The organism is Hyphomonas sp., from assembly GCF_041398465.1.
In the GTDB taxonomy this organism is placed as follows: domain Bacteria; phylum Pseudomonadota; class Alphaproteobacteria; order Caulobacterales; family Hyphomonadaceae; genus Hyphomonas.
Map to the genome: position 1 here is coordinate 101,180 of NZ_JAWKUS010000001.1, position 12,402 is coordinate 113,581.

Below are 12,402 nucleotides of genomic sequence, written 5' to 3' on the forward strand. Positions count from 1 at the left end.
CTATCCACCCCCTAGTCGATGCGCATCGCATCCCGCACCAGCGTGTCTTCGGCCTCGCTGAGGATCGCGTCCTGCACGCTCGCACCAAAGACGGGTTCCTTCCCGATCTCCAGCATCACGGGCACGGCGAAGGGGCTGATCCGCTCCAGCGGCACATGGTCGATCTTGTTCTGGATACGCACCAGCATCTCGCCGAGGCGGCGTACATCCAGCAGGCCTGTCGCCGCATCCTGTCGTGCCGCCTGCAGGAGGACGTGGTCCGGCTCATGGCTGCGCAGCACGTCATAGATGAGATCTGTGGAGAAGCTCACCTGCCGTGAGTTCTTCTCCTTGCCGGGCAGGTTCCGGTGGATGAGGCCCGAAATCTGCGCGCACTGGCCGAAGGTGCGCTTCATCAGGGCGCTCTCGTCCAGCCAGACTTCAAGGTCGTCGCCCAGCATGTCCGGATGGAATAATTCTTCCATGTTTACAGGGCTGAGGTCCTCCATGCCCCAGACGGCCATGGCGTATTCGCTGGCCACGAATCCGGTCGGCTTGGCGCCTATCCGCTCCAGCCGCCGGGTCAGCAGCATGCCGAGGGTCTGGTGCGCGAGGCGGCCCTCGAAGGGGTAGGTCACGAGGTAGTGCCGGTCCCCGCGCGGGAAGGTCTCGACGAGGAGATGATCAGGCGGCGGGATCTCGGAGCGCAGGCGCTGGATCTCGAACCATTCCTGTACAGGCTGCGGCAGGTGGCGCCATTCGTCCGGATTGTGGATCATGTGGCGCACGCGGTCCGCCAGGAAGGTCGTCAGCGGGAACTTGCCGCCATTGTAGCTGGGGATCGCCGGCCGGTCGCCGGTCGCGCGGACGACCAGCGCGTCCAGCCCCTCGATGCCGACAAGGCGCAGCACCTCGCCGCCAAACAGGAATGTGTCGCCGGGCGTCAGCTGGGACAGGAAGTACTCTTCCATCTCGCCCAGCTTGTGGCCGGCCCTCACCGCGCGCTGCTCGCCTGCTGTCGGTTTGCCTATGAAGTTCGCCATCCGTACGGACAGCATCGGCGCTTCGACGATAGCGCCGACATTCATCCGGTGCGCCTGCGCATCCCGCGGCGTGCGCGCCACCCAGCGCCCGTCAGGCCGCCGTACGATGCGGTGGTAGCGGTCATAGGTCTTGAGGGCGTAGCCGCCGGTGGCGACGAAATCGACAATCCTTTCAAAGCCTTCCCAATCCAGATGCTGATAAGGACCGGCACGGACGATCTCGTCGTAAAGCTCGGCCAGGTCGAACCCGTCGCCGCAGGCCCGGCCCATGACATGCTGCGCCAGCACGTCCAGCGCGCCCTGCCTCAGGCCCTCGCCGTCGATCTCGCCTGCTTCCACGGCAGCCTCTGCCGCGCGGCATTCCAGCACTTCGAACCGGTTCGTCGGCACCAGCACCGCCCGGCTCGCCTCGTCCATCCGGTGGTTCGCCCGCCCGATGCGCTGGATCAGCCGCGCAGCGCCTTTGGGCGCGCCCATCTGGATGACGAGGTCCACCTCCCCCCAGTCGATGCCAAGGTCCAGCGTGGACGTGCAGACAACCGCCTTCAGCTTGCCCGCCGCCATCGCCGCCTCGACCTTGGTGCGCTGTTCCCGCGACAGAGAGCCGTGATGCAGCGCGATCGGCAGGCCGTCCTCGTTCACGTTCCACAATTCCTGGAACATCAGCTCCGCCTGGCTGCGCGTGTTGACGAAGACCAGCGTCATCGTCGCCCGCCTGATGGCGTCATAAACCTCCGGCACGGCGAACCGCCCGGAATGGCCGGACCACGGAATTCGCTGATTTGAAATGAGAATATCGACGTCTGCCGAGACGCCGCCCTCGGCCTGCAGGATGCGCACGCCCTTGCCGTCGCCGCGCACATCCAGCCAGTCGGCGAGGCCCTGTGGGTCCCGCACCGTGGCGGAGAGTCCGAGGAAACGGCACCCCGGCGCCCAGCTCGCCAGCGTCGCAAGACCAAGGGAGAGCAGGTCCCCTCGCTTGGAAGCGGCGATGGCGTGGATCTCGTCCACGATCACGCATTGCAGGTCCGCGAAGAATTCCTTCGCATGGTCGGACGCGATGAACAGGGCCAGCTGTTCCGGCGTCGTCAGCAGCACATCGGGCGGCGTCTTCCGCTGGCGCTGGCGCACATGGGAGGGCGTGTCGCCAGTGCGTGTCTCGATGCGCAAGCCGAGGCCCATCTCGTCGACCGGCATCATCAGGTTGCGCTGCACGTCCGTCGCCAGCGCCTTCAGCGGCGAGATGTAGAGCGTGTGCAGTGCGGGGATGCCGGAATTCTTGCGCCCGCCCTGCTGGCTGAGCTCGATCAGGCTGCCGAGGAAACCCGCCAGCGTCTTGCCGCCACCCGTCGGCGCAATCAGCAGCGCACTCTCTCCGGCCAGCGACGTCTCCGCCAGCGCCAGCTGGTGCGGCCGGGCCGACCAGCCCCGCGCACCGAACCAGCCTGCGAAGGGCTCGGGCAAGGTAAATGCGGGAGGATGGACGCTGTCTGGCATGGCTTCAGATTAAACTACCGCAAGACACGCTATTTGCGGGTTTTTTTCCAGTCACTTTCCGGCAAGGTGAGGGCGTCTCCTCCAGCTGATGGAAACCCGATGCGCCCTGCCTATCTGATCGCCCTGCCCCTGTTCGCCTTTCCAGCCTTCGCGGAAACACCGCTCGAAGCCGCCCTCGCCGCGCCGACGGAAGGACCCGTTTACAAATTCGACCTGAAACTCGAAGACGATGACCTGAACGCCGAGGCGCAGGTCGACCCGTCCCTGCCGGAGGGCGAACGCCTCACGCTGATCTCCCCCACCGCCGACACGCTGGAGGGCGAAGCCGCCAAACGCTACGAGGAGCTGCGGGAGAAAACATCCGGCGACAGGATCTGGTGCAGCAGTTTCAACGAGAACATCCCCGCCGATGCGAAGATGATTTCGGAATCCGGCGAGGCCGCCGTCTACAGTTTCACCCCCCTGCCCGGCGACGACACGGAAACGGCCAAGGTTTACAAGCACCTCACAGGCCGGGTGACGGTGTCGAAGGAAGCGCCTGGCATCCTGGCATTTGAAATGTTCGCCGAGAAGCCGTTCAAACCGGCCATGGTCGCCAAGATCGACAGCTTCAGCATGAAGGCAGACTGTGGCCGCTCGCCAGACGGGCGCACCTATGTCGAAAGTCTCGCGCTGGACATCAGCGGCAACGCGATGATGCAACCCTTCAGCCAGTCCGAGCGGCGAACGGTGACCAACCTCGTCGCCCTGCCGGACACGTCCGACACGGCGCTCGGCCAGCCCTAGGCGCTATTCTGTCAGGCCGTACCTGGCGAGAATCTCCTCGCGGATCGCCTGGATAGCCTTTTCGCTGCGCGCACGGCGGCGGTCGATCTCAGCTTCGATTTCAGCTTCTGCCGCATCGCGCTGCGCCTGGACAGCCGCGCGTTCGTCTTCTGCCGCCTGCAGCCCCATCAGCACATCACGCGTGAAATTGTTGATGTTGAACCGGGCCCCGCCGATGACATCGAAACCGCGGCGCACGATGACGGCGTTCATGCTGGGCACGATCACGACATACTGGCCACGATTGCCCGACATATAGAACGTATCCGCCGGCACACCTGCAGCATCGTTCATCAGCCAGAACTGGGCACCATAGCTGGGGCCGCTGGCGGGCTGCGCCGGGGCCGGAGTCTTCACGAAATCTACCCAGCCTTCCGGCAGGATGCGGTCACTGCCCCACATGCCGTCCTGAAGATAGAGCTGACCGACGCGGGCAAGGTCGCGCGCTGTGGACCAGACCTGGCTGGACGAGATGAAGTCGCCGTTCCAGTCGACTTCCATCGTGGTGTGGCGGGCGCCAATCTTGTGCAGCACCGCCTCGTACGGGAAGCTGTGGAACTTGCTGTCATCGTCGATCGCCTCGCGAAGGGCGCGCATGGCAATGAGCGTATCGTCATTGGCATATTTGAACCGCTTGCCGGGCATCGCTTCTGTGACCTTGGACGCGGCCTGATCCACGACGCGTCCGCCGCCGAAATAGAGCCGGTCCGTGCGCGAGCCGGATTCGCCGCTGTCGAGGCCGCTTGCCATGTTGAGCAGGTTGCGGATCGTGATGTTGCGGCGCGGGTCAGCACCCGAATCCCATGCGTCCAGCACGGCCGGATAATCGATATCGATCATGCCCTGACGCCGGGCGGCTCCGATCACGGTAGCGGTAATGGACTTGGCGACCGACCAGGTTCGCTGCGGCGTTTCATGATCGATCCCGCGGGCATAGCGCTCGGCCACGATCTGGCCGTCCTTGACCACGACCACAGCGCTGGTGCGCGTGCCATTGCCATAGGTGCGTTCGTCGAAGGCGAAGGAGACCGGAATGTCAAGGCGTTCGGCTTCTTCGGTCCGCAGGCTGACCTTCACGTTCGAGCCGATGGCGCTGCCCCGATCCTCACCGCTCGCTTCCGGCCAGGCGGCAAAGCGCGGCAGGTAACCGATCATGATCTCATCGGCCCCGGCTGGCAGCTGGGTACAACCGAAGCCCGGCCGGTAGACGGCGATGCGCGGCGGCATTGACCGGTCATACGGCACGCTCACGGTCTTCTCGTTGAGATCTATGCGGGCTTCCGGCAACTGCTCAAAGGCGCGGCGGTAATCATTGTAAATGCCGTCGAGGTCATTGTCCTCGATCGTGCCCAGATCCATGCCCGCCACGAACGTGTCGGAGCAGATGAAGCTCGCTTTCCATCCCGCAGCCAGCGACTTGTCCATCAGGTCCGTATTGCCGCCCTCCTGGGCCATGGACGGCAAGACCATCAGGGCCAGCGCGACAGCGGAGGCAAAAGCGGAACGGGCTGGCTGCATGTCGAAAAACTCCCTCTACACCGGGGGAAGTCTATGCACAGGTTTTCGTGTCGCAAGTGTGGCAACTCAGTTGGGATTTGGAAAAAATCACTGAAAATTCAGGGAGAGCATCTCTGCCGGGGTTGAAACACGCGGAACCCTGCCTTCCCCGCAGCCAGCTGACCGCTACATTGACGGAATGCTCCGTCCGGACCTCCTGCTGCAGCCGACCCCAAAGGGCCTCTATTGCCCGCCGGGAGATTTCTACCTGGACCCCGTGCGCGGCGCGGTGGACCGGGCCGTCATCAGCCACGGCCACTCCGATCATGCGCGCGGGGGCCATGGCGCCGTCCTCTCCCATCCGCACACGCTGGCCATCATGGCGGCGCGATATGGCAAGAATTTCGCGAAATCGACGCAGGCGCTGGAGTATGGCGAGGTCATCGACATCAACGGCGTCTCGGTCTGGCTAACTCCGGCCGGACACATTCTAGGCTCCGCCCAGATCACGGTGGAATACAAAGGTCTGCGCATGACCTTCACCGGCGACTACAAGCGCCGGTGGGACCCGACCTGCGCCACCTTCGAACCCGTGGACGGCACGCACATCTTCATCTCCGAAGCGACCTTCGGCCTGCCTGTCTTCCGGCACCCGCCGACCGAGCACGAGATGGGCAAGCTGCTGCGCAACATCGCGGACTTCCCCGAGCGCACGCATTGCATCGGCGCCTATTCCCTCGGCAAGGCGCAAAGAATGATCCGCCATCTCCGCCTCGCCGGGCATGATGCACCGATCTACATCCATGGCGCATTGGAGAAGCTCTGCGCGGTGTATGAAGACGCCGGAGTACCAATGGGCGACCTGCGCCCGGCCACAGCGGACGACACGTCCAAAGCGGCCCGGGAAGCCTTCCGCGGCCAGGTCGTGATCGCACCGCCGGGGTCGTTCGAAGGAACCTGGGCGCAGCGCTTTCCCGATCCGCTGATCGGCTTCGCCTCCGGCTGGATGAGCGTGCGCCAGCGCGCCAAGGTCAGCGGCGTCGAGCTGCCCCTGATCATTTCCGACCATGCCGACTGGGACGAGCTGACCGCCACAGTGCGGGACGTGAACCCCGACGAGCTATGGGTCACCTATGGCCGGGAAGACGCGCTGGTCCGCTGGGCCACGCTGGAAGGACGCCGGGCCCGGCCATTGCGCCTGGTGGGTTACGAAGAAGAGGCCGGTTGACCCCGCCCGCGGCACCGGCATTAACTGCACTGAACGGTGTTCCAGAAGGGGATTTCAGAATGAAACGCCACCTGCTTGCCGGGGCCGCGCTGATGGCGCTGGCTGCCCTGCCTGCCTGCGATGCAGTCCGCCTGCCAGTCTTCAACCCATCGGGTCAGGAAGACACTGTCTCGCCCTCCACAGAGGCGTCCGAAAGCGAATCGGAAGTGCTCGCCACCGAACCTGCCGCTGGCGCAGCAGATATCGGGGAAACACCCACGGTCGACCGGGACGCCCCGGTGGAAGTTGTGGAAGCCGCGCAGGAAGATGTGCTGCTTTCACCGGAAAGCATCGTGGGTGAAGACGACGCGCCCGAACCTGAGGCAAGTGCAATCGAAGATCCCGCGACCGCCGCTCCCGGTATGACACTGGCGGAGCTGAACGCCGCACCATGCGGCCTGCCCGAAGATGCACCCCCGACGCTGACCGTCGGGGCTGTCGCGGGCGCGACGCAGGTGGAAGAAACGGCAGTGGGCGCAGAAGCCGTGAATGGCCTCGCCGCCAGCCTCGCCAGCTTCCCGGGCATCGTGAAGCTGGAACCGGTGAAACCGGCCAAGGACGGCATGATCGCGACCGGCCATTGCAGCGCTGTACGCATTGCGGACCACTGGCTGGCGACAGCCGCTCATTGTGTCGATGAGCCGTTCGAACAGCTGCGCATCATAGGCACCGCCGAAAACCTTAGCTCACCGCTCGCCCACACGACGGAGGGCGAGTTTGCGATTTGCCATGGCGGCTATGCCGGTACAGCGAACGGCTATGCCAATGACCTCGCCCTGATCCGTCTCTCGGATGAGGAAGTCGAAGCGCTCGGTGACGTGCCCGTCGCCCGCTATGGCGCGACGGACATGCCGCTGGCACCTGCCAACTACGCCACGGGCGACATGGCCGGCTGGGGCCTGACGCGTTTCGGCGGCAAGCTGTCGAACAATCTTCTGGCGGCCAGCATCCGCATCACCGGCACCGGCCCGGCAACGATCTATGTCGCCAGCCAGGCAGGCGCAGGCCCCTGCGTCGGTGACAGCGGTGGGCCGCTCTATGTGACGGAGGAAGACGGCTCGAAAACCGCCGTCGGCGTTCTGTCCGTCGTCGAACAGAACAGGGAAACCGGCCAGTTCTGCGCCGGGGACTATAGTGGCCGCTATACAAACCTGCAGGGCTATACGGGCTGGCTCAGCGATGTGATGGCGCTGTGCGACAGCGATGAAGGGGCTTGCCGGTAATGCACCGTACGATTCTGCTTGTAGCGGTCGGTGCGCTTGCAGCCTGCGCCAGCCGGGAGCCCGACGACACAAGCCGCTACGCGCCCCTGCCCGCGCTGCCGGACGCGCCTTACCAGCTGCCAACCGGCGGCCCGGACTCGATCAGCATTGCGATCATGGACTGCAAGATCGCAGGCTGCCCGGTCGTGAATGTCCTCCTGGATCCGGACAATTACTGGCAGCGCACATCGGAAGATGGTGCCTATTCCGGCATCGCACCGGGCGACCTGTACGCGTCAGTGAAATCCGCGTTCGAGGAACAAGGCTTTGACGACGTGGGCAGCGAACTCGACATCACCAAGGACAATGCAACGGCCTGCCCCCAGTACCTGCAGCGCGGCCTCGTCTACTATATCCACATCGGCCGGGGCGACCAGGCAGGCCAGCGGATCAACTATGACACCGGATGCTCCGGGTCTCTCGACACCCGCCGCGCGGAATTTGTGACGGACGCTCTGGCGGAAATGACAGATCTTACCCATATCATCGATGGGGCTGTGACCCTGGAGGATGACATGGGCGACGAAGAGTAAATCACCGGATTCCCGGCTTCCGGTTTCAGCCTCCGGAAGCCGGACGGTTCTTGTCCGTTTCGCTTTGCCTCAGCCAGGCCTCAACTGGCCGTGTCTGCCAGCGGCCCGCTTACGAATTATTGGAATTGCACCAGGTGTGCGGAATCGAAATACTCGTCCAGACGCGTGATCCGGCCGTCCTTTACCTGGCAGACCAGGCACGCCGCCAAGGCGACTTCCCCGCCATCGCGAACGCGCTTTCCCCGCAGAACATGCTGCTGAACGAACCCGCCGGGAAACACTTCAAGGCGCCGGTCGGCATAAACCCGGTCGACGATACGCTTCGCCATCCCCGCCAGCACAACCCGGTTATCCTCCGGGCCCTGCACCAGTCCGTCTGTATTGTGCCAGATCTCGGCATCCGGCGCGTAACAGGCAATGAGGCCCTCGATATCACCCGCCTCTACGCAATCGAAAAAGCGCGTCGCCAGTTCCCGGATTTCTTCTGAATTCATTCTGTGGCCTCCCATAATCTTCGAGTCCTGACAGCTTGAGCACAACGCAGCATATTTGTCAGGTTTTTTGACAGATTTCTCGATGGCCGGTTCTGGCAGAAGATTCTGACATTCCGGTAGTCTGGCGCTATGTAGAGCGTATGCAAGAGTTTGCCGAACTGCTGGAACGCCTGCTGCTGACGCCATCGCGGAACGGCAAGCTTCAATTGCTCACCGGCTATTTCGCGAGCGCGCCGGATCCAGATCGCGGCTATGCCCTCGCCTCGCTCACCGGTGAGCTGGACCTGAAAAGTATCAAGCCTGCAGCCATCCGCACACTCGCGGAGGAACGAATGGACCCGGTCCTCTTCAACATGTCCTATGACTATGTCGGAGACCTTGCCGATACCATCAGCCTCGTCTGGAAGTGCGAGCGCGGGGCGAACCGTACGCCGCCGCTCTCCGAAATTGTGGAAACTCTCGAGAGCGCCACAAGGGCCGAAGCGCCGCGGCTTGTCGCCGGCTGGCTGGACGGGCTGGATGCCACAGGCCGGTGGGCGCTGTTGAAACTGATCATGGGCGGCTTGCGCATCGGCGTCTCGGCACGCATGGCGAAGATGGCGCTGGCGGATTTCGGCAATGTGGACATTACGGAAATAGAGGAAATCTGGCATGGCCTCGCGGTGCCCTATGAGCCCCTCTTTGCCTGGCTCGAAGGAAAGACCGGCCGTCCGTCACCGGACATTTCCGCACCATTCCGGCCTGTGATGCTGGCCCATCCACTTGTCCCGAAAGCCGACCGGGACAATCCGGACACCATAGACCCCACCCTCATCACCCCAGACAGATTTGCCGCGGAATGGAAATATGACGGCGTGCGCATTCAGGCATCGGTAGAGGGAACTGTCCGGCGCATCTACACACGCACCGGTGACGACATCTCACATACGTTTCCCGATGTCCTGGCAGGCCTGAACTTCCAGGGCACGCTGGACGGGGAACTGCTGATCCGCGCCGAAGACGGCGAAGGCGTCGCGCCGTTCAACGCGCTGCAGCAGCGCCTCAACCGCAAGACTGTCACCAAGCGGCAGATGGAAACCCACCCTGCCTTCATCCGCGCCTACGATATCCTGCACGATGGCACGCGCGATCTCCGCGCCCTCACCTTCCGGGAGCGGCGCAGTGTGCTCGAAACCATCGTCACACAGTACGGAACGGCGCAGCTGGATCTCTCCCCGCTCGTGCCTGTCACCAGCCTGCAAAGTCTCGACGCCTTCCGCATGAATCCCCCTGCGCCGGAAATCGAAGGTCTGATGCTGAAACGCTGGGACAGCGCCTATGTCGCCGGACGCCCGGCGGGCCTTTGGTACAAGTGGAAGCGAGACCCGTTCCTCGTCGATGCCGTCTTGCTCTACGCTCAACGCGGACATGGCAAACGATCCGGCTTCTACTCCGACTTCACTTTCGCCGTCTGGAAGGGTGAAAACCTGACGCCCGTCGGCAAAGCCTATTTTGGATTTACCGACGAGGAGCTGAAGGAACTCGACAAGTTTGTTCGTGAGAACACAATCGACCGCTTTGGCCCCGTGCGGTCGGTCACGCCAAAGATTGTGCTGGAGGTTGCTTTCGAAGGCTTGCAGCGATCAGCTCGCCACAAATCGGGTCTTGCCATGCGGTTCCCCCGCATCAACCGCATTCGCTGGGACAAACCTGCAGAAGAAGCCGATCGGCTGGAAACCCTGGAAGCCATGTTGCCAGAATAGGAAACGCAAAAAAAAAGGCCGGGCGCACAAACGCCCGGCCTTTGAAGTGATATCGAAATTCGTCTGTTATCAGACGGATTCCTTCAGTTCCTTCGCAACGCGGAAAGCAACTTTCTTGGAAGCCTTGATCTTGATGGCTTCGCCGGTTGCCGGGTTGCGACCCATGCGGGCCGGACGCTTGCGCACTTCCATCGTGCCAAGGCCCGTGAAACGGACTTTTTCGCCCTTCTTCAGGCGCTTCGTGGTCATGGTGACCAGATCGCCCAGAACGGCTTCGGTCTGCTTTTTCGTCAGGCCATGCGCGTCAGCCAGTTCAGCGGCCAGCTGGCGCAGGGTGACAGTGACGACCTTCTTCGGAGCAGCAGCCGTTTTCGCGGCGGTGCGTGCAGCCGGCTTTGCGGCAGGCTTCGCAGCAGCAGCCCGACGGGTGGTCGTTGCCGCTTTAGCGGCGGGTTTCGCAGCGGCCTTCGTGGCCACAGGTTTCTTTGCCATGAGCAAATTCCTCTATTCCGACTCAAATGAGTCGGCAGGCGAATAGCGTAAAAAAGCCCGCCTGCCTTGCTTTTTTTCAGTTCGAGGCAATTTTCTACACACACGAACACTGCCACACGGGGCTCATGAAACCGCGTCTTCCACTCTTCCTGATCCTTGCCGGACTCCTCCAGCCACTCTCCGGCGTGCTGGCACCAGTGCTCGGAATTGGCACGCCAATCGGAGAAGCCACGCGCGGCATGGCAGCGCCGGAACAACCGCTGCCCGCCTTCTTTTCGATCTGGAGCCTTATTTTTGGGGCATATATTGCCTTTGCCTACACCAGTTGGCGCCATCGCGAGCCATGGATGTTGCGCGTCGGTGCACCCCTGGCATTTGCCGGCGCAGCGAACATTGTGTGGATGTTGAGCGCGCAACTGATCGAGTCCCAACCGCTGGATTTCCTGCTTTTGTTTCCCATTGCTGCTTTGTCATGGACTGCCGCAGCGCGCTTCGACCGCATGCGGGGAATGGGCGGAAGTGTCGGAAAATTCATTGCAGACGCCGCGACCGGACTGCTCTCCGGCTGGATCCTCGTGGCGATCAGCATCTCTGTGCCATTGCTGATTCGAAACCTCACCAGCTACGGTCCGACCGATTTTCTATGGCAGATGCTATGGATCTTTTTGGCAACTGCCGCATTGGGTTCGTGGACATATGCACGCTATATCAGCCGCAGCCTCTGGTTTTTTGTGGCCGTTGCCTGGGGTTTGATCGGCGTGATTGCCAATAACTGGACGGCGACCGGTATGGGATGGCTCGCCATCATGACTGGTGTTTCCGGGATTCTGATTCTGGGCCTGCGTCTGTCACGCGGCGCAGACGGAACAACCGTCCCAGCCTGAATTCAATACGGAGTACAAAATGGATTTTCTGAACTCGATCGACTGGGAAGCCCAGCTTGCGGAGCATTGGCCGGTATTGGCAGGCTATGCACTGAAAGCCGTCGGGGCCTTCATTGTCCTGATCATCGGCCTTCGCATTTCCGGTTGGGTCGCGAACATGGTGCGTTCGCAGGCAACGAAGCGACCGAATATCGACGATACGCTTGGCAGTTTCTTCGCTTCCATCACACGCTGGTTCCTGACGGCAGCGACAATCATCGCTGCGTTGCAGCTGTTCGGCGTTCAGGCTACCAGTTTCGTTGCCATCCTCGGTGCCATGACTCTCGCCATTGGCCTGTCGTTGCAGGGCGCACTCGGCAACATCGCATCCGGCATCATGATCATGCTGTTTCGTCCGTACAGCGTTGGCCAGTATGTCGAACTGGCCGGACAGGGCGGCACGGTGAAGGATATCAACCTGTTCCAGACCATTCTTGCCTCCCCCGACAACGTCCAGATCATCGTGCCGAACAGCCAGGCCATTTCAGGCGTCATTCGCAATTATGCCGGTTACCCGACCCGCCGCATCGATCTCGTATTCAGTGTCGATTATGGCGACGGCCTTGAGAATGCGATGGAAGTGATCGAGCGCGCGGTGAAGGCTGATGACCGCGTGCTGGCAGACCCCGCGCCCGTTGTCCGCGTCAATACGCTGGGGGCTAGCTCGGTCGACATTGTCGCCCGGCCGTGGGTCAAAACCTCAGACTATTGGGAAGTCCGCTGGGCGCTGACCAAATCGGTCAAGGAAGCCCTCGATGCTGCCGGTATTTCCATCCCGTATCCGCATCAGGTCAACATCACGCGAGAGGTCAGCTGAAGCCTGTTGAAGCCCACCCCGGCGCGTGACA

11 protein-coding genes are annotated in these 12,402 nt (G+C 62.5%); 7 read left to right on the top strand and 4 right to left on the bottom strand.

From position 1 onward, the window contains the following. Window positions 1-11: 11 nt before the first annotated feature. Complete coding sequence (locus R3C98_RS00485) at window positions 12-2,519, bottom strand: ligase-associated DNA damage response DEXH box helicase (protein WP_371312145.1); 2,508 nt, start codon at window positions 2,517-2,519, stop codon at window positions 12-14. A 99-nt stretch (window positions 2,520-2,618) separates the two neighbouring features. Between R3C98_RS00485 and R3C98_RS00490 the strand changes: the two genes are divergently transcribed. Next, window positions 2,619-3,305, top strand: a complete 687-nt coding sequence (locus tag R3C98_RS00490) for a hypothetical protein (protein WP_371312146.1) — start codon at window positions 2,619-2,621, stop codon at window positions 3,303-3,305. Window positions 3,306-3,308: 3 nt separating this feature from the next. Here R3C98_RS00490 and R3C98_RS00495 read toward each other — a convergent pair whose 3' ends face one another. Next, entirely contained in the window at window positions 3,309-4,862 is a 1,554-nt protein-coding gene (locus R3C98_RS00495; protein WP_371312147.1) for a serine hydrolase domain-containing protein, read from the bottom strand. A 178-nt stretch (window positions 4,863-5,040) separates the two neighbouring features. Here R3C98_RS00495 and R3C98_RS00500 point away from each other — a divergent pair, with 178 nt between their 5' ends. Genes R3C98_RS00500 through R3C98_RS00510 form a run of 3 tightly spaced genes read left to right on the top strand, consistent with a single transcriptional unit; the run spans window position 5,041 to window position 7,903 of the window. After that, the gene (locus R3C98_RS00500; protein ID WP_371312148.1) at window positions 5,041-6,069 is read left to right on the top strand and encodes a ligase-associated DNA damage response exonuclease; all 1,029 of its coding nucleotides are present in this window, start codon (window positions 5,041-5,043) and stop codon (window positions 6,067-6,069) included. A 59-nt stretch (window positions 6,070-6,128) separates the two neighbouring features. Further along, the gene (locus R3C98_RS00505; RefSeq protein ID WP_371312149.1) at window positions 6,129-7,331 is read left to right on the top strand and encodes a trypsin-like serine protease; all 1,203 of its coding nucleotides are present in this window, start codon (window positions 6,129-6,131) and stop codon (window positions 7,329-7,331) included. Further along, window positions 7,331-7,903, top strand: coding sequence for a hypothetical protein (locus tag R3C98_RS00510; RefSeq protein WP_371312150.1), 573 nt, complete (start codon window positions 7,331-7,333; stop codon window positions 7,901-7,903). Before R3C98_RS00505 ends, R3C98_RS00510 begins: the two co-directional genes overlap by 1 nt. Window positions 7,904-8,019: 116 nt before the next feature. Here the strand turns inward: R3C98_RS00510 and R3C98_RS00515 are convergent, their stop codons facing one another. Next, the gene (locus R3C98_RS00515) at window positions 8,020-8,397 is read right to left on the bottom strand and encodes a nuclear transport factor 2 family protein (RefSeq protein ID WP_371312151.1); all 378 of its coding nucleotides are present in this window, start codon (window positions 8,395-8,397) and stop codon (window positions 8,020-8,022) included. Window positions 8,398-8,537: 140 nt separating this feature from the next. Here R3C98_RS00515 and R3C98_RS00520 point away from each other — a divergent pair, with 140 nt between their 5' ends. Continuing rightward, window positions 8,538-10,139, top strand: coding sequence for a cisplatin damage response ATP-dependent DNA ligase (locus R3C98_RS00520; protein ID WP_371312152.1), 1,602 nt, complete (start codon window positions 8,538-8,540; stop codon window positions 10,137-10,139). 69 nt (window positions 10,140-10,208) lie between these two features. Here the strand turns inward: R3C98_RS00520 and R3C98_RS00525 are convergent, their stop codons facing one another. Further along, entirely contained in the window at window positions 10,209-10,631 is a 423-nt protein-coding gene (locus tag R3C98_RS00525; protein WP_371312153.1) for an HU family DNA-binding protein, read from the bottom strand. A 26-nt stretch (window positions 10,632-10,657) separates the two neighbouring features. On the opposite strand from R3C98_RS00525, the gene R3C98_RS00530 reads away from it, so the two are divergent. After that, window positions 10,658-11,515, top strand: a complete 858-nt coding sequence (locus R3C98_RS00530; protein ID WP_371312154.1) for a hypothetical protein — start codon at window positions 10,658-10,660, stop codon at window positions 11,513-11,515. Window positions 11,516-11,534: 19 nt separating this feature from the next. After that, on the top strand, window positions 11,535-12,371 hold the full coding sequence (locus tag R3C98_RS00535) for a mechanosensitive ion channel family protein (protein WP_371312155.1): 837 nt from the start codon (window positions 11,535-11,537) through the stop codon (window positions 12,369-12,371). Window positions 12,372-12,402: the final 31 nt, after the last annotated feature.

Bases quoted from the DNA above. Each gene is read 5' to 3' on its own strand.
- R3C98_RS00495 (WP_371312147.1), bottom strand. From the start codon at position 4,862: ATGCAGCCAGCCCGTTCCGCTTTTGCCTCCGCTGTCGCGCTGGCCCTG.
- R3C98_RS00515 (WP_371312151.1), bottom strand. From the start codon at position 8,397: ATGAATTCAGAAGAAATCCGGGAACTGGCGACGCGCTTTTTCGATTGC.
- R3C98_RS00505 (WP_371312149.1), top strand. From the start codon at position 6,129: ATGAAACGCCACCTGCTTGCCGGGGCCGCGCTGATGGCGCTGGCTGCC.
- R3C98_RS00510 (WP_371312150.1), top strand. From the start codon at position 7,331: ATGCACCGTACGATTCTGCTTGTAGCGGTCGGTGCGCTTGCAGCCTGC.
- R3C98_RS00535 (WP_371312155.1), top strand. From the start codon at position 11,535: ATGGATTTTCTGAACTCGATCGACTGGGAAGCCCAGCTTGCGGAGCAT.
- R3C98_RS00490 (WP_371312146.1), top strand. From the start codon at position 2,619: ATGCGCCCTGCCTATCTGATCGCCCTGCCCCTGTTCGCCTTTCCAGCC.
- R3C98_RS00525 (WP_371312153.1), bottom strand. From the start codon at position 10,631: ATGGCAAAGAAACCTGTGGCCACGAAGGCCGCTGCGAAACCCGCCGCT.
- R3C98_RS00485 (WP_371312145.1), bottom strand. From the start codon at position 2,519: ATGCCAGACAGCGTCCATCCTCCCGCATTTACCTTGCCCGAGCCCTTC.
- R3C98_RS00500 (WP_371312148.1), top strand. From the start codon at position 5,041: ATGCTCCGTCCGGACCTCCTGCTGCAGCCGACCCCAAAGGGCCTCTAT.
- R3C98_RS00530 (WP_371312154.1), top strand. From the start codon at position 10,658: ATGAGTCGGCAGGCGAATAGCGTAAAAAAGCCCGCCTGCCTTGCTTTT.
- R3C98_RS00520 (WP_371312152.1), top strand. From the start codon at position 8,538: ATGCAAGAGTTTGCCGAACTGCTGGAACGCCTGCTGCTGACGCCATCG.